20 protein-coding genes, 1 tRNA gene and 1 pseudogene are annotated in these 22366 nt (G+C 36.5%); 11 read left to right on the top strand and 11 right to left on the bottom strand.

The features are described 5' to 3' along the window. Positions 1-24: 24 nt before the first annotated feature. The 5 genes from Q0Q99_RS07455 (at position 25) to Q0Q99_RS07435 (ending at position 4752) form a co-directional block, all read left to right on the top strand. Positions 25-627, top strand: a complete 603-nt coding sequence (locus tag Q0Q99_RS07455; RefSeq protein WP_293893725.1) for an alpha-ketoglutarate-dependent dioxygenase AlkB — start codon at positions 25-27, stop codon at positions 625-627. Positions 628-661: 34 nt separating this feature from the next. Beyond that, entirely contained in the window at positions 662-1486 is an 825-nt protein-coding gene (locus Q0Q99_RS07450; RefSeq protein ID WP_293893722.1) for a sterol desaturase family protein, read from the top strand. A 107-nt stretch (positions 1487-1593) separates the two neighbouring features. Then, positions 1594-1866 (top strand): TIGR03643 family protein, encoded by a 273-nt coding sequence (locus Q0Q99_RS07445; RefSeq protein ID WP_293893719.1) that lies wholly within the window; start codon positions 1594-1596, stop codon positions 1864-1866. 136 nt (positions 1867-2002) lie between these two features. Further along, on the top strand, positions 2003-3913 hold the full coding sequence (locus Q0Q99_RS07440; protein WP_293893716.1) for a peptidase M61: 1911 nt from the start codon (positions 2003-2005) through the stop codon (positions 3911-3913). A 122-nt stretch (positions 3914-4035) separates the two neighbouring features. Beyond that, entirely contained in the window at positions 4036-4752 is a 717-nt protein-coding gene (locus Q0Q99_RS07435) for a DUF4369 domain-containing protein (protein ID WP_293893713.1), read from the top strand. Between the two features lie 14 nt (positions 4753-4766). Here Q0Q99_RS07435 and Q0Q99_RS07430 read toward each other — a convergent pair whose 3' ends face one another. From Q0Q99_RS07430 to Q0Q99_RS07405, 6 genes are all read right to left on the bottom strand, one after another. Continuing rightward, positions 4767-5234 (bottom strand): VOC family protein, encoded by a 468-nt coding sequence (locus Q0Q99_RS07430; RefSeq protein WP_367175006.1) that lies wholly within the window; start codon positions 5232-5234, stop codon positions 4767-4769. 60 nt (positions 5235-5294) lie between these two features. Beyond that, positions 5295-5663, bottom strand: a complete 369-nt coding sequence (locus Q0Q99_RS07425; RefSeq protein WP_293893710.1) for a PH domain-containing protein — start codon at positions 5661-5663, stop codon at positions 5295-5297. Between the two features lie 94 nt (positions 5664-5757). Beyond that, a complete protein-coding gene (locus tag Q0Q99_RS07420; RefSeq protein WP_293893707.1) occupies positions 5758-6135 on the bottom strand; it encodes a hypothetical protein in 378 nt (125 codons plus the stop codon). 69 nt (positions 6136-6204) lie between these two features. Continuing rightward, entirely contained in the window at positions 6205-6639 is a 435-nt protein-coding gene (locus Q0Q99_RS07415) for a response regulator (protein ID WP_293893704.1), read from the bottom strand. Positions 6640-6901: 262 nt separating this feature from the next. After that, positions 6902-8122: a T9SS type B sorting domain-containing protein gene (locus Q0Q99_RS07410; RefSeq protein WP_293893701.1), complete on the bottom strand. Its 1221-nt coding sequence runs from the start codon at positions 8120-8122 to the stop codon at positions 6902-6904. Then, the gene (locus Q0Q99_RS07405; RefSeq protein ID WP_293893698.1) at positions 8110-9924 is read right to left on the bottom strand and encodes a hypothetical protein; all 1815 of its coding nucleotides are present in this window, start codon (positions 9922-9924) and stop codon (positions 8110-8112) included. Before Q0Q99_RS07405 ends, Q0Q99_RS07410 begins: the two co-directional genes overlap by 13 nt. A gap of 591 nt (positions 9925-10515) precedes the next feature. On the opposite strand from Q0Q99_RS07405, the gene Q0Q99_RS07400 reads away from it, so the two are divergent. The 3 genes from Q0Q99_RS07400 (at position 10516) to Q0Q99_RS07390 (ending at position 15798) form a co-directional block, all read left to right on the top strand. Further along, the gene (locus Q0Q99_RS07400) at positions 10516-12726 is read left to right on the top strand and encodes a radical SAM protein (protein ID WP_293893695.1); all 2211 of its coding nucleotides are present in this window, start codon (positions 10516-10518) and stop codon (positions 12724-12726) included. Between the two features lie 104 nt (positions 12727-12830). Then, a complete protein-coding gene (locus Q0Q99_RS07395) occupies positions 12831-14939 on the top strand; it encodes an ATP-binding protein (RefSeq protein ID WP_293893692.1) in 2109 nt (702 codons plus the stop codon). Beyond that, complete coding sequence (locus Q0Q99_RS07390) at positions 14929-15798, top strand: TorF family putative porin (protein ID WP_293893689.1); 870 nt, start codon at positions 14929-14931, stop codon at positions 15796-15798. Before Q0Q99_RS07395 ends, Q0Q99_RS07390 begins: the two co-directional genes overlap by 11 nt. Here Q0Q99_RS07390 and rimO read toward each other — a convergent pair. The 3 genes from rimO to Q0Q99_RS07375 form a co-directional block, all read right to left on the bottom strand. Continuing rightward, the gene (gene rimO, locus Q0Q99_RS07385; protein WP_293893686.1) at positions 15795-17096 is read right to left on the bottom strand and encodes a 30S ribosomal protein S12 methylthiotransferase RimO; all 1302 of its coding nucleotides are present in this window, start codon (positions 17094-17096) and stop codon (positions 15795-15797) included. The two genes, Q0Q99_RS07390 and rimO, sit on opposite strands and share 4 nt — an antisense overlap. 110 nt (positions 17097-17206) lie before the next feature. Then, positions 17207-18766, bottom strand: a complete 1560-nt coding sequence (locus tag Q0Q99_RS07380; RefSeq protein ID WP_293893683.1) for a transporter — start codon at positions 18764-18766, stop codon at positions 17207-17209. Between the two features lie 75 nt (positions 18767-18841). Next, entirely contained in the window at positions 18842-19744 is a 903-nt protein-coding gene (locus Q0Q99_RS07375; RefSeq protein ID WP_293893680.1) for a hypothetical protein, read from the bottom strand. A gap of 99 nt (positions 19745-19843) precedes the next feature. Here Q0Q99_RS07375 and proS point away from each other — a divergent pair, with 99 nt between their 5' ends. The 3 genes from proS to rpsT all read left to right on the top strand — a co-directional run bounded on the left by proS (position 19844) and on the right by rpsT (position 21751). Continuing rightward, complete coding sequence (gene proS, locus Q0Q99_RS07370) at positions 19844-21322, top strand: proline--tRNA ligase (RefSeq protein ID WP_293893677.1); 1479 nt, start codon at positions 19844-19846, stop codon at positions 21320-21322. A 78-nt stretch (positions 21323-21400) separates the two neighbouring features. Then, positions 21401-21472, top strand: a tRNA-Glu gene (locus Q0Q99_RS07365). Positions 21473-21499: 27 nt separating this feature from the next. Continuing rightward, a complete protein-coding gene (gene rpsT, locus Q0Q99_RS07360; RefSeq protein WP_290284891.1) occupies positions 21500-21751 on the top strand; it encodes a 30S ribosomal protein S20 in 252 nt (83 codons plus the stop codon). 53 nt (positions 21752-21804) lie between these two features. On the opposite strand, the gene Q0Q99_RS07355 is transcribed toward rpsT, so the two are convergent. Both Q0Q99_RS07355 and Q0Q99_RS07350 read right to left on the bottom strand, forming a co-directional pair. Beyond that, positions 21805-22215, bottom strand: a complete 411-nt coding sequence (locus Q0Q99_RS07355) for a response regulator (protein WP_293893671.1) — start codon at positions 22213-22215, stop codon at positions 21805-21807. Positions 22216-22245: 30 nt separating this feature from the next. Beyond that, positions 22246-22366, bottom strand: a pseudogene (locus Q0Q99_RS07350) (IS982 family transposase); the annotation flags it as partial.

Genomic DNA, 22366 nt, shown 5'->3' with positions numbered 1-22366 from the left:
AATCGTTTTTTTTATTTTTGACAGATGAATTCACTTTTCCCCCAAGAAAAAATAGCTTTTGATGTTCCCGATGCTGAAATTGAATATTATCCCAATTTCTTTTCGCAGCATCGTGCCAATGAACTTTTCGAGAAATTAAAAAGCGAAATCCCTTGGCAGCATGACAACATTACCTTATTCGGGAAAACATATCTGCAACCTAGATTGACTGCGCTTTTTGGCAATGAAGGCAAGTCGTACAGTTACTCAAATATTGTGATGCAACCACATTCATGGAATCCGTTGTTGCTATTTATTAAAAATGAAATCGAAGAAATTTGTGCCGAAAATTTCACTACCGTTTTACTCAATTATTATCGTGATGGCAAAGATAGCAACGGCTGGCATGCTGATAATGAAAAGGAATTAGGGAGAAATCCAGTAATTGCTTCAGTGAGTTTTGGTGCGGAAAGAATGTTCCATTTGCAGCATAATACGATTAAGGAACAGAAACTAAAGATAAAACTAGAACACGGAAGTTTGTTGATTATGAAAGGCGCAACACAGCATTTTTGGAAACATCAGATTCCGAAAACGTCTAAAACAATCGGTCCTAGAATAAATCTCACTTTCCGGATTATCAAATAATCAGATTTATTATATTTGAGCTAAATATTTTACTTTGAACGAGATAATAAATTATTTTTCTACTATTCCTTCTTCTCACAGAGCGATAATTTTAGCCGGCGGAATTGCTTTCTTTTGGCTGATAGAAACTGCCATTCCGTTGTTTAAGTTCGACTATAACAAACGGCATCACGCCGGAATCAATATATTTTTCACAGTGACTACCATGATTGTTAATTTCTGTCTGGCATTGATTCTACTCAAAGCGGCTGAATGGACCGTTAAAAGTCATTTTGGACTTTTAAATTGGCTTCCTAAATTCAATATCTGGATTTATACTATTGTTGGCTTATTGCTTTTGGATTTGATTGGCGCTTATCTGATTCATCTGATTGAGCATAAAGTGAAATTTTTATGGCGGTTTCATCTGATACATCATACGGATACATGGATTGATACCACCTCCGCCAACAGGCATCATCCGGGAGAAAGTGTGCTGCGGTTTATTTTTACAACGCTTGGAGTTTTGATTATTGGAACTCCGATGTGGCTGGTTTTTTTATACCAAACCTTATCTGTTGTTGCCACACAGTTCAACCATGCCAATATTATTTTGCCTAAGAAACTCGATAATTTCCTTAGCTATTTTCTTGTTTCGCCTGATATGCACAAAGTTCATCATCATTATGTTTTGCCTTATACGGATAGTAATTACGGCAATATTTTTTCCGTTTGGGACAGATTGTTCGGCACCTTTAAAACCCTGGACAGGGAAAAATTAGTATACGGTGTCGACACTCACATGAAGCCGGAAGAAAATAACCGCTTGTCAAATCTTTTGGTTATTCCATTTCAAAAAAGGCGTCCCCCGAATTGTTAAGATTTTTAAAAAAAGCTATTGATGTGCGTCAACTGATTATTTTTTTTATTAATATTGGAATACAAATTACCATTAACCTTCTTATCATTTAAATTGCTTTTACAGAAATGAAAAAAAGTAGACTCGCTGAACTTAGCATCGAAGAATTAGAAAGACTTGTTAGCATGGCCCAAGAGGAAAGAAAGCCTTTTGAAGTAATCAAAGAGGAATTCGGCCTCTCCGAAAATGAAGTGACGGAACTAATGCGCAAACGATTGTCAAAAGATAAATTTGAACTTTGGAAGAAGAAAGCGGTGGGAAGTAAGCCAAAACCCAAACCAATCCTTGATGATTTAGATGATTTAGACAGCAAGTACTACATCAAAAATAAATTTGACTGAAAATTCAACTCCTGTATGCAGGAGTTTTTTATTTATGTTAAATACCGCCTTTTAGTTAATCATATCTAAAAAAATAAAAACCATCTGTAACTAATGGTTAATTTTGGTGACTTATTTTAAAATTTAAATTTTGATAATGAAGAAACTACTTCTAAGTGCCATTTTCACTTTATCTGTAATAGGTTTTAATGCTGCTGCACAAAAAAAACATTCCCGAAAGTTACCTGTAAAAGAACAAGTAAAAAAGAATGTAAACTTGAATCAGGTATTTGCAATCATTGATTTAAATAAAGTAAAGGATGATAAGGTTGGCATAACCATTACTCCGCCAAAGTTCACCTCAAACCAAATTATTTTTCACATTCCGAAGACAGTTCCCGGCACCTATTCTACCGATAATTACGGAAAACTAGTGGATGATTTTAAAGCGTTGGACGCCAACGGAAAACAATTAACTACTTCAAAAACAGATGATAACTCATGGAAAATTTCTAATGCCAAATCATTAGCAAAAGTAACCTATAGCGTCAATGACACTTACGATTCTGAATCAGGGAAAGGTTTCGGAAAAGAAGACATTTTTTCACCGGCCGGTACAAATATCCTTGAAGGAAAGAATTTCATGGTGAACATTCATGGTTTTGTGGGTTATTTTGAGGACAAAACACAACTAACTGAAATACCTTATAAACTTACGATTCTTCATCCGGCAAATCTTTCCGGTGCTACTTCTTTACTAGACACCAATAAGAGTAACACAGAAGATACTTTCCTTGCAAGCCGTTATTTTGACTTGACGGACAATCCAATCATGTATTCTAAAGCGGATTATGAAACGTTCAATGTAGGTGGAATGGAGATTGTTTTTAGTGTCTATTCGCCAACAGGATTGCATTCTGCTAAAGAGTTATTACCCGATTTAGAAAAAACAATGCGTGCCCAAAAAGCTTTTTTAGGACCTATCAATACCAATAAACGATATACTGTATTATTGTATTTATCCGATGCGGCAAAAAATGATGCCAAAGGTTACGGTGCCTTGGAGCATCATACGTCAACTACAGTAGTTTTTCCTGAGAGCATGGATACGGAAGGATTGGGCGAACAGTTAAAAGATGTAGTGTCACATGAGTTCTTCCATACGGTAACGCCATTGAGTATTCATTCAAAGGAAATTCAGTATTTTGACTACAGCAACCCTAAAATGTCAAAACATTTATGGATGTATGAAGGCGTAACAGAATATTTTGCGAATTTATTCCAGATAAATCAAGGCTTAATTACTGCAGACGAATTTTACCAACGAATGGTTGGCAAAATAAACAACGCTGCCACCTTAAACGATACGATGCCGTTTACGGAAATGAGCGCCAATGTATTGGTTGCTCCTTATAAAGATCAATATTTGAACGTATACGAAAAAGGGGCTTTAATCGGAATGTGCATTGATATTATCATTCGGGAAAAAAGCAATGGCGAAAGAGGAATTTTAAGCCTGATGAAAGATTTATCAAATGAATATGGTGTAAATAAACCTTTTAACGATGACGAACTTTTTGATAAAATAACAAAGTTGACTTATCCTGAAGTTGGTGCTTTTTTAAACACCTATGTTGCCGGGAAAACACCAATTCCTTATGATGAGTATTTTGCAAAAATGGGTGTTGCTAAAGCTAAAGTTCAGGTGCAGGCAAATCCGTTTTTAAAAGATCAGACTACACCGTTTATAACTGTTAACCCTACAACAAAGGAAATTGTAGTAATTCCGGGGAGCCCGTTGAACAGTTTTATGAATACATTGGGATTAAAAGGGGGTGATGTTATCACAGCATTTAATGACAAAGCGTATAATCTGGACAATATTTATGACCTTATAATGATAAGCCAAAACTGGAAAACAGACGATGCTATCAGTGTTAAAATCAAAAGAAAAGGCGTAGATCAAACCATCAATGGAAAAATTAAACTGGATTTTGATGAAATGGAAGGCTATAAACTTACGGATGAATCTAAGTCGAAATTAAATAACTCTTGGCTAAAAGGATAAAACTCTTGGTGCTTTGAGTTTTCAAAAGCTTTGATTTTGAAAGTATCGGGAAGCAACTTCAAATCCTCAATTTGTTCATCAGATTGAGGATTTTTTTAGTATCATTGCCAAAAATTTAAACCATGCGTAAATCGATTATTGTCCTATTTTCAATCTTGCTTTTAGTGTGCTGTTCGGAAAAAAAATCAACCAAGAACTTTGTGTTAACCGGGAATATTAAAGGATTGAAAAATGGAACTTTATACATCCAGAAAATAAAAGACACCCTATTAGTCGCTATTGATACCATAAAAATTGACGGTGATTCTCATTTTACCAGCGAGTTTGATTTGGCATCGCCCGAAATGCTGTATTTGTTTTTAGACCGCGGCGTAACCAATTCTCTGGATAATAACATTCCTTTCTTTGCCGAAAAAGGGAAAATGAATATCGAAACCTCGTTAGATTTCTTTACTGCGGATGCGAAAATCACCGGTTCCAAAAATCAGGAGCTATATGATGAATACAAAAAAGTGGTGTCAAGATATGTAGATCAGGATTTGACTTTGTATGAAAAGAAATTCAAGGCACAAAAGGCCAACAATGCTGAGGAAGCCAACAGAATTGATGAAGAACAAAAAGAGGTTTTAAAAAGAAAATACCTTTACACCACCAATTTTGCTGTTAACCACGCCAATTATGAAGTGGCACCTTATGTAACTTTGGCTGAGATATATGACATTAATTTAAAGTTTATTGACACCATCCAGAAATCGATGACCCCAAAAGTTAGAAAATCAATGTATGGCAAAAGATTAAACGATTTTATTGAAGCGAGAAAAAGGGAAGAGTTTAAATAAGTCTGTGGGTATATTTAATCAAGAGGCTCCCATAATTCAATTTTGTTTCCTTCTGCGTCCAGGATATGTATAAACTTACCATAGTCGTATGTTTCCAGTTTATCTACGATGGTTACGCCTTCGCTTTTTAGTTGGGCAACCAATGCTTCAAGATTGGCCACTCTGTAATTAATCATAAAGTCTTTTGTTGAAGGTTCAAAGTAGGTAGTTGATTCTTTAAAGGGCGTCCATTGTGTCTGTCCTTTCTTTTTACCATCGGCGCCTTCATACCACTCAAAGGTTGCTCCATAAGGGTTTACGTCTAATCCAAGATGTATTTTATACCACTCGGTCATTTTCTTAGGGTCTTTGCATTTGAAGAAGATGCCGCCAATACCTGTCACTTTTTTCATTGTTTCCTCTTTGATTGTGGCAGTCTTAAAAGCGACACCAAGGCAAAAGGTTGTCGCGAGTGCCACGGTGAATACTATTGTTTTTTTCATTTTGTGGAGTTTCTTTATAGTTGTTTTTTGTTCAATGTGGAGGTCAGACACACAACTTGGTTAGGATAATTCCTGAAATTTCTTCCTGAAACCTAACGGATTTTGAATCTTCGGGAATGTTTCTCTTGTCCCACCTGAACCAACTATTGTAATTGTACCATAGCCAAATATCCTTCCCAATATTCCCTGATCTACATTCACACTTTCAATTTTGGAAAGATTCATTTCAAATGTCTTTCTGCTAATTAATCCCGTCTTTACAATGACACGTCGATTGGTAATTGCAAATTCATCTGAATATCTGTCAATCATTGGGGCGATAAACAAGGTTAAAAGTGCTCTTAGGTTGCAAAATATTATCCAGTGATACGTTGTTTCCAATTCAACATGTTCATCTTTTATTAAATTATTGTCTACGTAATTTCCCATTTTATTGTCGTGTTTGTTTTGGTAAAGATAAAAGTTTTTCAAAAAAAAACCGCAAACATAGTTTACGGTTTTCTTGAATTAATAAAAACGAATTTTAATTAAAATGATTCATTATAAAAGCGGCAAGGTTTTCGTCACTCATTTTATTGGAAGTACTTTCGGTTGAAACTGCATTTTTGTATTGTGGTGTTTCAGACAAAAATTTCATAAATTGCTCCTGTATTTGTCCCGTTCCTGTGATATGTATTTCATCAATATTCGGCATTTTACTGACAATTTCTTTGAAAAACTTATGTGTTAAGCCAATCTCCTGATTGTTTGACGTTTTCTCATTGGAATTATTATCTGCTCCCGCATTTTTGACGTGCCCCAGAATTACAAATTCTTTTTTTTCGGTATCTTCTTTTCCTACGATGGTTGCGTTGTGTGTATCCATCCAAACACCAAACAACTTTTTGTTTTTATCTGACATATTTTTACTTTTTTTAAAGGTAAACCATATTACAGCATAAACAGTGTGTTTTGGGTTAAGATTGTGATATCAGGAATGCTTATGCAGGAAATTTTCCCGATCTGCTTTAAAAGCTGCCCAATTGGTATTAAGGGCGTAATTGATGGAGGATTTTAACTGATTATAACTATGAGCTTTTGGGATATAGTAATTGGCCCCCAATTCCAGGCACTTTTCAATATATTTATCGTCGGTATGCCCCGAGTGTATAATTACAGGAATAGCATTTAAATCGTCTTCATAGGAACGTACTTTTTCCAATACTTGGAATCCGTCTATTTTTGGCATATTGATATCCAGAAAAATAAGGTCGGGCTTTTCTGTCTCAGTGTTAAGCGCCGCAAGCATTTCGTGTCCATCGTGGAATATTTGGGCAGTGTGGCCAAGAGACTCAGCTACTTCTTTCAGTAAGTATAAGTCATCATGGTCATCGTCCGTAAAGAACATAATTTTATATTCTCTCATAGTCGTGGTATTAATAATCTAACTAACTTATATAAATTACGGGACTTATTTAACTTAGAGTGAACCAAATTTACATTAAAAAAACTTGTGTACTAATTGTTAGTGAAACTTTGTGATAGGTTTAGGAGGAATTTTATCACTTAATAACTTAGCAAAAATTACTTATAAATTTAGTTTCGCAAAAATTTAAAACAAATGTATAATAAGAATTTAAACTGTTTATTTGCCATCGGAAACACCATGTGAATACATAATCAATATTTTATCTTAGCATAGCAAAATGGCCTTTATGGATTTCGCCATCTTCGCGTGTAACATAGAACCAATAATCGTCTGAAGGTAACATTCTTCCGTTATAAGTACCGTCCCAGGATTCTGAACTTTTCATCGCTTTAAGTAGTTTACCCTGACGATCAAAAATCTTAACATCAAACTTCTCCTCAAATTGTGAAAATTTAATGTACCAAGTATCATTGATTCCGTCGCCATTTGGAGTGAAAAATTTAGGGTAGTTTAGTAAGAGCGCTTCCCCGTTTGCAATACCGCAGCCGTTTTTATCTCTAACAAATACCTGATAAATACCAGGAACAAGGTTTTCAAATCTCCTGCTGTCCTGATAAACAACGCCATCTAAGGAATATTCGTAAATTCCTAAGCCCGATACCAATACCTCAATAACATTTTCATTGGCAGTCCAATCAAGTGTTTCTATAGAAGTTATTGTTGCCCGATTAGATAAGAAAATAGAGAAGTCTTTTCTGGAATCGCATACAAGTGTCCCATGATTTTCTCTCACAATAACCCAATAATTTCCTGTTGCACCAATGGTAATAGAATGATTCGTTTGGCCCGTTGACCAAAGGTAACTATCATAACCGTGACCAGCCTCAATTAAAGCAGTTCTGAATTCACATAAAGGATAGCTGTCATCCATATATATTCTTGGCGAATCAAGAAAGGTAAAGGAAAGTTCTGCCACTTCATAGCAACCGTCTGTTGAAGTTACCCTAACATAAACTTTATTATTGGTATTGCTTAAATTGCAAGTGCCACAGCCTGCATCTACTAAATCATACTCAGGATAACTTTCTTCTAAATTGGTGAGGTAAACATACACATTCGGAGAAGTACATCCCTGCGTATCTTTTATTTTAATAAGATAACTACCATCGGTCAAATTGACCAGCGTGTTCGATGTTTGCCACGTTGTTCCTCCGTCAAAACTGTATTCAGCGGCCGGAGTCGTAATTATGATGCTGCCCGGGGTTCCGCAAAATGGATTGTCCTTAATGTATAATGGTTCAGACAAAAATTCACTAGTTAATGAAACACTATTGAAATTGGATACACATCCTTGAGCATCTTTTGTTCGAATCAGGTAAGTTCCTGATGGCAGTCCCGAAGCAACATTATTGGTCGTCCAGGTAACTCCGTCATCAAAACTGTATTCTATCGCCGTAGACGTGATAGTTATGCTGCCCAATCCACCACAAACGGTAGGATCAACAGAAACGAAAGAAGGAAAGGTGACAGATACGGAATTATATTAACACTGGAACTATAAGAGGTACATCCCGACAATGTCCTAATCTGAACCTGATAATTACCATAAGGAAGATTGCTTATCGTTGAATTTGTACCCCAGGTAACTCCGTTATCATAGCTATATTCAGAGGCCGTCGAGGTTACATGGATAGCTCCTGTATCCGTAAAGCAAGTCGGCTGTGCAAGCACAATGGAAGGCAAAGGCGCAACCATATTACTTAGTATGCTAACCGAACCAGCTGCAGCACACCCATTACTGTCGGTGACCGTTACATTATAGGTTCCTACTGAAGTAACCGTTATGCTTTGCGTAGTTTCCAACGTGCCGCCCCACAAATAACTCGAGCCTGGCGTGGCAGTCAATACGGTGCTTCCACTACAAACATTCAGTATACCGGTAATGTGAACAAACGGATTCTTAACCACAAGCTGAATCGGGATGATCTTATAACAGGTCGGACTCAACGTTACACGAACAAATATTGTTGCCGACGTGCTGTCATAATTAGCAAAAGTGGTTATTGGATTGGTATTCGCAGTGGCACTGGCTAATGAGTTAAAATAACTAAAGGTCAACCCCGCCTGTGGCGTTGTAATTAAGGTATTGGCATTAGTTAAGTTAAAAAACTCCCTGCCGTCATGATTGGCATCACAAAGTAGGAGGCTTGCAGTTTGAACGTTCACGTTACAGTTGGTGCAATTCAGGAACCAGATATCCCAACCAGGATTGGCATCATCGTCAGTAGCCGAGGTGAAATTTGTCCCTGAACAATTCGTCTGAAGTGTTCCAAAATTTATCGTAGCGCTAACATTGTACGTCCCGGCAACTAAGTCGGGTAAGTTTGCTGCTGCCAGAGAAAAACAAAATCGCTTCGTGACTAAATCAAGTGTAACAGGTGTTTGCGACGTATATACCACTGTACTATTCGCATCTCTTACATTCAGCACAATAGATGTTACGCTGGCATTAACGCTACCAGAAGTCGGAACGGTAAATTTACCACAAACAGATAGAGGAAGGGTCGGACATACCTTGTTCAACGGATCAAGTTCAATGCTTCCCTGCAGGCTTTCGTTGGAATGAAGCAGGCAAATGTCATCAACATAAGCATATCCAAAATGTCCGCTGAGTCCACATCGCGAAGCCATAAACTCAACAGTAAAATCCTGGTTGTTGGGAATGCTTGAAATATCCAAAACCCCCGATTGCCAGTTGGGCGTATACAATATAATGCTGCCTCCTTCTACCGTAGAAGCCTGGGTAAAAATGCAATTGGTTGGATCTCCAATCAAACAAAACTCATCCACAATACCACCCGCGTTATTGATTACCCGTACTTTAAAAAAAGGTTGCTCATTATCATGGTCGCTTTCGGTAATACTTTGAAGCACGGCCTTGTAATTGAATTTTAATTGGGTTTCATTATCCGTTTTAAAACGTTTCGCCTGTACCAAACCCAAGCTAATGGGCGATTCTTTAAAGTTTATCTTTAAGGTATATTGATCAAAAGCATTAATGTTTCCAATGAATTCATCAATAAAGTTTGACGGAACGCTGGAAGCCATGAGGTCAGTATTCGCAGGATTGTATTGTGTAATTCTTTCGTCTGCACCACTCTCAATAGGTCTGCATTGCATGGGGTTGATAGGATCGCCGGATGTATATTCAAAATTCTTTAATACATTTCCTCCTGCTATAGCCTCGAATTCCTCAAAACCACCATTAGAACACAAGGGCACCGCAGGAAGCGTTGCAAGTGATACAACACTTCTTTTGTTTTGTAAATCAATTGCCTTTTGTCTTTTTTCAAAAAAAGCTTTTCTTTTAATGGGATCGGTAAATCAAATGTCCGTTACTGTCTTCAATCTTGGTTTTATTATAAAAAGGAACGGCAGCCTTACTTTTAGAAGCGTTTTGTCCAAAGGTGCCTGTAAATGCAAGTAGAAGAAAGAGATATAAAAATGATTTCACAGATTTGAAATTGAAATAGTTGCCAAATATAAGAAAGTTCTTTTATTTAACACCAAAACATTTAACATAAAGAATCTGTCAATTTATATACAAATGAAAATAGAGGGAACTGTTACTTAATCAGTTGCTGCACGGACTTCAGCATTTGCATCAGCCTGTTTAGATGAAAAGACAATTAAAATTGATAAAATTAATATGACCCCTATATTTTTCATGAAATTGACGCTTATTTTCACGTATTACCTTTGAAATATAATTATTTTCGTAAAAGGTTTAGATAGTTACCGCAAAACATATCAACAACACTTCACCGTTTTAAATATCAAAACTTTATCTTTACCCGCGTAATTTTCCCCACAATGAAAGACCTTCTGTTAGTCACGCCACCCTTTACTCAGCTTAACACGCCGTATCCCGCAACGGGCTATTTAAAAGGTTTCCTGAACACTAAAGGCATAGGTTCTTTTCAAATGGATTTAGGGATCGAAGTTATTTTGGCACTCTTTTCTAAAGAAGGCCTTGCCAGCATTTTCTCCACTGACAACCGACAACAGATAACCGAAAACCTACAACCTACAACTGATAACCTTCAACGGATTTATTCGTTACGGCAGGAATACATAAACACCATTGACGCCGTCATCACATTTCTTCAGGGCAAGAATTCAACCTTAGCCCGTCAAATATGTGCCGGAAACTTTCTTCCGGAAGCTTCCCGTTTTGCACAGCTTGACGATATGGAATGGGCATTTGGCTCAATGGGAATGCAGGACAAAGCCAAACATTTGGCCACACTTTATCTCGAAGATTTATCCGATTTTATCAAAGAAGTGGTTGACGAAAACTTTGGCTTTAGCCGTTATGCCGAACGATTGGGCAGAAGTGCCAACTCGTTTGATGAGCTTTACAGCCAACTGCTAACCGAACTGACCTATATTGATACGCTGACGTTGCCTATTTTAGAAGAAAGACTAAAGCAGGTTAAGCCTAAACTGGTACTGATTTCGGTGCCGTTTCCGGGTAATTTGTATTCAGCTTTTCGCTGTGCGCAATTCATTAAAAAGCATTTCCCTGAAATAAAAACAGCCATGGGCGGCGGTTTTCCAAATACGGAACTTCGCAACCTAAATGACAAACGGGTTTTTGAATTCTTTGATTTTATAACATTGGATGATGGCGAATTGCCTGTGGAATTACTTTACCATTCTATTTGTCATTCTGAACGCAATGAAGAATCTCTTTATAAGAGAACATTTCTCCTCGAAAACAACGAAGTAGTTTATAAAAACAACACGACTAAACCCGATTATAAACAAAGCGAAGTCGGCACACCGGATTACTCCGATTTGCTTTTGGATAAATACATTTCCGTTATTGAAATCGCTAACCCAATGCATAGTTTGTGGAGCGATGGGCGTTGGAACAAACTGACGATGGCGCATGGCTGCTATTGGGGGAAATGTACCTTTTGTGATATCTCGCTTGATTATATAAAACTTTACGAGCCCATAGCCGCTAAAACTTTGGTCGACCGTATGGAAACCATCATTGCCCAAACGGGCGAAACTGGTTTTCATTTTGTGGATGAAGCGGCACCACCGGCATTGATGCGGGAAGTAGCTTTGGAAATCCTTCGGAGGAAACTGACGGTTTCGTGGTGGACAAATATTCGTTTTGAGAAAAGTTTTACGGCGGATTTGTGTTTGTTGCTGAAGGCTTCGGGCTGCATTGCCATTTCCGGTGGACTTGAAGTTGCTTCCGATAGGTTATTGGCACTCATCCAAAAAGGCGTTACTGTTGAACAAGTAGCGCAAGTAACGCGAAATTTCACCGAAGCAGGAATCATGGTTCACGCGTACCTGATGTATGGCTATCCAACACAAACGGTTCAGGAAACGGTTGACAGTTTAGAAATGGTGCGCCAGATGTTTGAACTTGGAATCCTGCAGTCAGGCTTTTGGCATCAGTTTGCTATGACCGCGCACAGTCCGGTTGGAATGTTTCCGGAGAAGTTTGGTGTCATTCCCGAAATTAATCCAATAACTTTTGCCAACAATGACATTCAGTTCTCGGACAAAACCGGAATTAATCACGATAAATTCAGTTTTGGATTAAAGAAATCGCTGTTCAATTTTATGCACGGCATCTGTTTTGAATATGAGCTACAGGAATGGTTTGATTTTAAGATACCGCATACTACAATTCCTTCCGACTATATTGTTTCCTGCCTTGAAAGCCAGGATAATTTTGGTACAAAACCTTCAGCAAAAATCATCTGGATAGGAGGAATGCCACTTACGGAAACATTTACAAAATCAAAAAAAGGCAATTCATGGAAAATGATGAAGTTAACCTTTCACTACAAAAGGGAAACGGTTGAACTTTCAATAGAAAAAGACAAAGCAGATTGGTTTGTAAATGCGTTGGGTTTACTTTCGGTTTACAATGAGAAAGTAGCCACTTTTTCACAACTCAAAACCAGTTTTGAAAACCAGTTTGAAGATTTTGAGTTGTTTTGGTATTCCAAGCCAATTAATACGCTGAAAGAATTCGGTTTGTTAGCGCTTTAAACTTTCTTGATAACTTGTTTATTGTTTTTGTACAGCGCAGAAATATTTCTGTTTTTTTTACCTTATTTTTAGCCGCTAAACAAAAGATAATTTGTTGAATAATTATGACGGTTAAAAAAACATTTCCAAAAATACTATGGTTGATATTTTCTTCGAGTATATTTTTCATACTGCTTTATTCTGCGTTGTTTTATTATACCAAAAAGGCAGAAAAACAACTCTACACTACTACTGTAGAGCAGTTTAATAACGAGGTTACAAAATTACTTGAAGTAAATTCCAAACCCATACTTGTTGCAATTAAAAATGATACCAACTGGGATGAGTTTGTAAAATTCATAAACAAACCCGATGCCCACTGGTATAACGAAACCATAGGTAACGAACTGGAAATTTATGAAGCCGATTATCTGGGTGTTTACGATGCCAACATGAATTTTATTATCAGGACGCCAACGCCAAAAATTAAGTCCATTGATTTTATTCCGAAAACAGAGATGACATTGCTTAATAAAGTTGGTATAAGTAAATTTTATCTCAAAATTCCCGAAGGAATTGTGGAAGTTACGGGCGCCGCTATTCATCCTTCTAACGATCCGTTAAAAAACAAGTCGATGACGTCGGGTTATTTCTTTGTTGTTCGTTTGATGGACTCAAATTACATTAAGAACTTAGAGAAACTGACAAATTCTTCGATACTGTTTACCGACACTGAAGCTACTTTAGCGACGGGAAAACATAAAATATCCGCTTTGTATGTGTTAAAGGATTCAGGAAATCAATTTGTCGGAAAGCTTTTATTCAAACGGAGTTTTGAAGTGTATTTTGAAAATGCCATAAGAATATTGTATGTTATTATTGTATTTTTTATCCTCAATCTTATAGTTAATTTAATCTACACGCGAAAGTTGGTTTATTATCCTTTGGATTTAGTTAGAAGAGCTTTAGAATCAGGAAACAGAAGGGCTATCAAGGAACTGAAGAAAACGACAGGGGAGTTTAGTTACATAGGAAATCTGTCCGAAGAAAACAGCAACCAAAAACTTGAGTTGATTAAGGCAAAGATAAAAGCGGAAGAAGGAGACCGGTTGAAATCTTCGTTTTTAGCCAATTTGTCGCATGAGATACGAACCCCGATGAATGCGATTAATGGCTTTACAGAATTGCTGCTTAATACAGATATCAGCGAAAGCGAAAAACGGGAATATTTGAATGTTATTGAAAAAAGCGGAAAAAACCTCGTTGGTATTATCGATGATTTGATTGAAATGTCAAAGATTGATTCGAATCAGTTAACGCCGAACTTAACTATTGTTAATTTGGAATCATGTATTAATGAATTGTATGAAACTGTAAAAATTACGATTAAGAATAATGACATTGATTTTATACTAATCAAACCTGAAATCCCTGCCCAGTTCAATATTATTACTGACGATATAAAACTAAAACAGGTTATCATCAATCTGCTGACCAATGCACTTAAATTTACGGAGCGCGGCTCGGTTACCTTTGGTTTTGATATAGATGAGGAAAAGGAGTTAATCAATTTTACTGTAAAGGATACAGGGTTAGGTATTGATGAAGACAATCACAAGAATATCTTCGATAGGTTTAAGCGTGTAGATAGTGATATTTCGATTAAGGTTGGTGGCTTAGGCTTAGGATTGGCCATTTCAAAAGCGTACGTCGACTTGCTTGGCGGAACAATCAACCTGGAGTCTACAGTGGGTGAAGGTTCTACGTTTTATTTTTCAATTCCGCTGACCTATTCAAGAGTGGATCATATTACGGTAAAACAGGTCAATGATGTTGAAATTCAAAAATCAGAAGGAGAAACCATATTGATTGCGGAGGATGACAATATCAACTTCCTTTTGTTTCAAAAAATGATGCAGAATAAAAACTACAAAATCATAAGAGCCATAAATGGTCAGGAAGCGGTGGATATCTGCCTCAATGATCCAAGCATCGATTTGGTTCTGATGGATATAAAGATGCCAATTATGACAGGTTTTGAAGCGATGGAACAAATCAGGCCGATACGTCCGAATCTCCCAATAATTGCACAGACAGCTTATTCATCATCGGAAGATAAGATAAAGATTGAAGAAGCCGGATTTAACGGATACCTCACAAAACCTTTAAGTAGAGAGAATTTATTTGAAATGATAAACAAGTATTTAGATAAAGAGAATTTCAATGAAAATTAAGCTGCTGCTGCTTCATCTTATTATTATTTCGACTTCAATATTTTCTCAGGAAAACCAAGCGGCAGAGGATACCTTGAGTGTTAAAAAAGAGAAAAAACTATCTTTAAATGTTGATATTGTCAGCCGTTATCTATGGCGTGGACAATGTTGGGGCGGAAACTATGTCGCGGTGCAACCTATGATAGAATATGCGGTTACGCCAAAACTGACGTTGGGTTTTTGGGGGACGACCAATTTCAAAAACGATTATTTTTACGCAGATGGAACGCCGGGTAAAGGTTATCAGGAAATTGACTTGTATGTTACTTACCAGCTTAATGACTTTTTGCAATTCCAGCTTTGGGATTATTACTGGCCATCCGTAGAAAAAGTGACGGGCATTGATAACAGTTTCTTTAACTATGGAAATGATGGTGTAAAAACGGTTGACGCTATGTTGTATTTTGATTTTTCGGAAGGCTATAAATATCCGTTTAATGCTACGATAAGCACGCTTGTTGCCGGGAATGATTTCCGTTATGACAGCAATGATGAAAATCCGAAGCACAACTATACGACTTACCTTGAATTGGGTTATACTTTTACGCTGTTTGAAAAATCATCAATAAAATTTTTGCATGGAATTGAATTGGATCCGGTTATTGGTGCGGTACTCAATAACAAATCGGGTTATTACAGTTATGCCGATTATGATAAAGTTTCGTTTTGTAATTTAGGAATTAAAGCTACCAAGGAAATTGATTTAGGAAAAGCGATAACCATGCCTTTATCCTTGAATTATGTACACAATGGAGCAACACAAAATACGGAAACCTTCGGTAAAAATTTTATTGTGGCTGGAATAAGCTTTAGTTATTAAGCAGGCTCCCCATAAAGGTCAAATTCGGTTGCATCAATGATTTTTACATTGACAAACTCCCCCGTTTTCACATAAAATTTTAAAGCGTCAATCAGTACTTCGTTATCCACATCCGGACTGTCAAATTCGGTTCGTCCGATAAAATATTGGCCTTCTTTCCTGTCGATAATACACTTGAAAGTGTGCCCCACTTTTTCCTGATTCAAGTCCCAGGAAATCTGCGATTGTAAATCCATGATTTCGGCAGCACGTGCTTGTTTTACTTCTTCGGGAACGTTATCTTCTAATAAATAAGCATGGGTATTTTCTTCGTGGGAATAGGTAAAACAACCCAAACGTTCAAATTTCATTTCCTGAACCCAGTCACGCATGGTTTCAAAATCTTCTTGCGTTTCACCAGGATAACCAACAATCAAAGTTGTTCTTATGGTCATTCCCGGAACTGCAGCACGGAAATCCTTTAATAATTTGGTCGTTTTTTCCTTAGTCGTTCCGCGACGCATCGATTTCAGGATATTATCGGAAATGTGCTGTAACGGAATATCGATATAATTACAGATTTTTGGTTCGCGTTTCATCAACTCCAGAACATCCATTGGGAAACCAGTAGGGAATGCGTAATGCAAACGAATCCATTCGATGCCATTTACTTTCACAAGGTTTTCCAATAACTCAGCAAGGTTTCTTTTTTTGTATAAATCCAAACCGTAATAAGTCAAATCCTGTGCAATCAGAATTAATTCCTTTACACCATTTTTGGCTAAACCTTCGGCTTCTTTTACCAATTTTTCAATAGACTGCGAAACGTGTTTGCCACGCATGATTGGAATCGCACAAAAACTGCAGGGACGGTCGCAACCTTCAGCAATTTTGAGGTAAGCATAGTTTTTTGGAGTTGTTGTTAAACGTTCACCAAGTAACTCGTGTTTATAATCTGCGCCAAGCGCTTTTAGCAAAAGGGGTAAATCTGTTGTGCCAAAATATTGGTCCACATTAGGTATTTCTTTTTCTAAGTCGGGACGATATCTTTCAGATAAACATCCGGTAACGAAAACTTTGTCTACAAGGCCGTTTTCTTTTTTATCAACATACTCCAGAATAGTATTAATCGATTCTTCTTTGGCATTATTGATAAAGCCGCAAGTATTGATTACTACAATATTACCTTCCTGCTCGTGTACTACATCTTTTCCGCTGGCTTTCAATTGCCCCATTAAAACCTCACTGTCGTAGGTGTTTTTGGAACATCCAAGCGTAATAACATTGATCTTATTTTTCTTTAACGACTTAGTTCTCATAGACTTAAAATTCGGGTGCAAAACTACGCTTTTTATTTCGATTTAAAATGTTAAATAAAAAAACCACCTCCTAAGAAGTGGTTTCATATTTATTGGATGACAAGTAAAATTTAGAAATTTACAGAATAACTTATTGCTACGTTGTTATTATATCTGCTGATTCTGGCAGGATCTGGCATTCCCGAAGAAATTAGTGCTTGATTCATGTTTCTATGCTCATATGAATACGCTAAATCCAACCTGCTTTCGCCAAAATTATACCCGACCCCGGCAGAATAACCAGTTAAATCACCAAAAGTTTGATCTACTTTATAAGGACTTTGATCAAAATGATAACCACCACGCAAAGAAAATTCTTTGATTTTATATTCGCCACCAATTCTAACTTCAATTGCATTCTGCAGATTATTATTTAAGAATTGATTTAGCCCGTTTGGACCTGTATATGGATATTCATTTTTAGGCTTGAAGCGTGTTGTGCTATAATCTTTCGTAGAAACATCTATACTCAATAATCCTTTTTTACCATAAATGTAAGCCATGCTTCCGGTCCATTTTGAGGGCGTTTGTATTTTATAAGGCGCATAAACATTAACAATGTCGGGATCTGCAACATAGGTATTTGAAACAGAATTACTGCTATAATCTGATTCCAAGTGTTGCGCTAACTCATCTGTCAATCGGTACCAAGTTGGTGATTCGTATGCTAGACCTACCCGGAATTGTGGTACAATTTTAACAATGGCGCCAAGATTAAAAGAAAAACCAGCGCCATAGGTATGAAGTTCGTTATCAAATCGAATATAAGACACTCCGTTGGCGGCCTGACCGTCATTCTGCTCGCGTAAAGATGTTGCTCTCACATAATCAGTAAAATGGGCATTGATATTCAGTCCCAAAAACAAAATATCTTTGTATTGTGTAGCAAAATTTCCGATAATCTTGCCGTTGTAACCTGTTGAGGTGTAATAGTTTTGCTGCGAATAGTTAGCTGCCGGGACATTGCTGGTATAACTGTTTGGCGAATTAGAATCAAATAAATAGGTTGTATACCCTAAAAATGCTTGTTGTGCCTGAAAACCATTTACATTAGGATAGCTCGAATCAGGTAATGTTCCTAAATAATCATATAATTCATAAAAGGTCTCACCAGGTTGCGTTTCTAATAGTTCCAACGGAATCCCGCCATTACCATTTGCTTGATTCAAAAAGTAATTACCAACAGAATTATACAGATTAGTTCCGGCAGAGAAAATATTATTGTTAAAGTTGTTTGTATTTTCATAATTGAAAGCTACTGCAATTTTTTTCCAATCAGTTTTGCCTTTGTCATCATTAAATATAAAAACTATCCCTGCCTGGTTTAAATCCAGCGAAGTGTCAGTGTCTTTTGTCCTTGTGCCAGAATAGAGAGAACTATTTTTAGTGTTGTAAATACTTGCTGTTGCTGTTGCGTAATTATTATTGAAGAATAATGAACCTGCAGGATTCTGTTTCAAAGCAGATAGGTCACCACCCACCGCTCCAAAAGCACCACCCATAGATCTATATCGGGCTGAGCCAGTTAAATTTTCAACAGCATAACGCAATGCATCTTCAGGTGTTGTTTCTTGGGCATGTAATGTTGAAAAAGTTAATCCTGTAATGATGATGGTAATGTATTTTTTCATAGTAAATTTATTTATAAGTCAAAAAAATATCTATGAAATTTGTTTTAATAACATAGATATTTTTTTTAAAATTTTTTATCTTCTTCCTCCACCAGATGAGGATCTTCCTCCGCTACTACTCCCTCCGCCATAATTTCCGCCGCCATAAGAAGAGGATGATGAAGACGAGCGGGTGTTAGTAGAACTTGGGGTATAGGAGCGAACTGGTGCTAATTCATTATCATTACTTCTTGTGGGCTGAGAATTAGTATTAGTTCTTGTTGGGATATAATTATTATTTCTAACAGGATTATTTGATGAAGTTCTTGTGTTGTTATAATAAGTATTTCTATTCCCCGATGTTGTATAGCTGCTTCTTCCGTTAGTGAAATTCGAACTTCTCGTACCATTTCTAACACCGTATCTACTACCATTTGAGGCGTAGGCAGAACCTCTTCGCCCTCCATTATAATAGTTGTTATAATGATTTCCATACCCATTATAATAACCTCCATAATAACTTGGGCCGTACCAATTACTCCAGCCTATACTCCAGCTTGGACCATACCAACTGTTCCAACCCCAGCTTGGGCCATACCAACTATTCCAACCCCAATAATTCCCGTACCAATAATTATTCCAATACCCATAACCCCAATTGCTGTCATAAACATTTACAGTTACACTTTGAGGGTTATTTCCCCAACTCGAATTATTTTCTGTTCTGTTTGGAGTTTCATTATTTACAGTACTGTAACTGTCAACATCTGTAAATGATTGTGAATCTTTATTCAAGTCGCTAAAATATTCCTGATATTTATCACTTTGGGAATTGTTTTTGTTGGCGACTTCTTTTTTATTTTGTGAATTTCCATATACTCCGTCACCATCGTAATAGGAGCTATTTTGATAAGAGCCACAAGAGGTGACTACAAATGCGAATAATCCAAATAGGGAGTAAATGGATATTTTTTTACGTGAAGAAAAATTAGTTTTCATATCTATAGCATTTTAATTGTTGGACTATACAAAAATAGTTAGTTTTGTCGAACTATTTAGTTAAAATTAGTTAAACAATTTTTATGCCAAAGTTTCAAAATGAGTAAGGATTTAACAAAAAGAGCATACGATTATTCAAAATGGTATAACGAGTTGGTTGTCAAGGCCGATTTAGCGGAAAATTCCGGTGTTCGAGGTTGTATGGTTATAAAACCATATGGCTATGCTATTTGGGAAAAAATGCAGGCAGAACTAGACAGAATGTTTAAAGAAACAGGACATAGCAATGCGTATTTTCCTCTTTTTGTGCCCAAAAGTATGTTTGAAGCTGAAGAAAAAAACGCAGAAGGATTTGCTAAAGAATGTGCTATCGTTACTCATTACAGATTAAAGAATGATCCTGATAAACCCGGGAAATTAATGGTTGACCCAAATGCTAAGTTAGAAGAAGAACTTATAGTTCGTCCAACTAGTGAGGCTATAATTTGGTCAACGTATAAAAACTGGGTGCAATCGTATAGAGATTTACCATTGCTGATTAATCAATGGGCTAATGTGGTGCGTTGGGAAATGCGTACGCGTTTGTTTTTACGAACAGCTGAATTTTTATGGCAAGAAGGCCACACCGCTCATGCCACTAAGACTGAAGCTATTGAAGAATCTGAAAAAATGATGCATGTTTATGCAGATTTTGCTGAGAATTTTATGGCGATTCCTGTAATTAAAGGATTGAAAACCGAAACCGAGCGCTTTGCTGGTGCTGAAGAAACGTATTGTATTGAAGCCTTGATGCAAGATGGAAAGGCATTGCAAGCGGGAACTTCACATTTTCTTGGGCAAAATTTCGCCAAAGCTTTTGATGTGAAATTTGCCAATCAGGAAGGAAAGCAAGAACATGTGTGGGGAACATCGTGGGGAGTTTCAACCCGTCTGATGGGTGCATTAGTTATGACTCACTCTGATGACAATGGTTTGGTATTACCTCCAAATTTGGCACCAATTCAAGTGGTTATTGTTCCAATTTTTAAAACGGATGAAGAGTTCGATGCTATTTCTATTGTGGCGAATGATTTAATAACACAATTTAAAAAGCTTAATATTTCGGTGAAGTTTGATAATAGAACTACACAAAAACCTGGATTTAAATTTGCCGAATGGGAATTGAAAGGCGTTCCATTGCGAATTGCTATTGGACCAAAAGATTTAGAAAACGGAACTTTTGAAATTGCGAGAAGGGATACATTATCTAAAGAAGTGAAAGTAAAAGAAGGAATTGTAATCTATATTTCAGAATTGTTGGAACAAATTCAAAATGATTTATTCAATCGTGCTTTAGAATTTAGAAATACTCATGTGACAGAAGTAAATACCTTTCAAGAATTCAAGGATGTTTTAGAAAATAAAACCGGATTCATTTCGGCACATTGGGATGGAACTTCGGAAACAGAAGAGAAAATAAAGGATTTAACCAAAGCAACTATCCGTTGTATACCATTAAACAGGGTAGCAGAGGAAGGAAAATGTATTTTTTCGGAAGCAAAATCAACTGGTAGAGTACTATTTGCGAAAGCATATTAAAAAAAAATATTTTTTTTTCATCTCCACTATTGCGAAAATAAAAAATAGTTGTATTTTTGCATCCGCATTAGGAAAGATGGCCCGTTCGTCTATCGGTTAGGACGCCAGGTTTTCATCCTGGTAAGAGGGGTTCGATTCCCCTACGGGCTACAATTTTAAATAAAAAAAAAAGAAAAAATGGCAAATCACAAGTCAGCTTTAAAAAGAATTAGAAGTAACGAAAAGAGAAGAGTGTTGAACAGATACCAACACAAAACTACTCGTAATGCTATCAAGGCATTAAGATTAGCAACAGATAAATCTGACGCATCTGCAAAATTATCTGCTGTTGTTTCTATGATTGATAAATTGGCAAAGAAAAATATTATTCACGATAATAAAGCAGCTAATTTAAAATCAAAATTAACTAAACACGTATCAAAGTTGTAATCTAACTTTGTTTATCCATACAAAAACGTCCCGAATTTTCGGGACGTTTTTATTTATATAAATTGAGGTTTTAAATTTTCTAACATTTCCTTGGTAATAGGTTTTGATAAAAAACCTATGACAGGATAGGTTTTAGCCTTATTGATATCATACGGATCTATAGATGACGAAAGAACAATGAATCGGGTTAAAATGAAAATATTATGATACTCTTTACTCATATAAGTTTCTAAAAACTCCCAACCGTCCATCACGGGCATGTTTAAATCTAAAAGTACCAACTTAGGATACTCAATTGAATCTTTAACCTTTTTCTCTTCAAGCAGCCTGTCGAAGTATTCAATAGCTTCTACACCATTTTTAGCAGTGACAATTTCTTTTGCAAATTCAACCTTCTCAACAACTTTTCGACAAAGCATGAGCGTAATTGGGTCATCATCTACACAGAGTATTTTATCTAACATAAATACTTAATTATAACCCGTTGGGTGTAATTAAATTGTTTGATTTTTAATATTGTTTATTGGTCTGTCAAATATGAATTTATTGATATACTGAACCAATGTTAATGCTGTTATTTTTGCTAAAATTCTTGTTTTAAAACCTTCAAAAGTT

The organism is Flavobacterium sp. (assembly GCF_025352425.1).
In the GTDB taxonomy this organism is placed as follows: domain Bacteria; phylum Bacteroidota; class Bacteroidia; order Flavobacteriales; family Flavobacteriaceae; genus Flavobacterium.
This window is presented reverse-complemented; position numbering and strand designations above follow the sequence as displayed.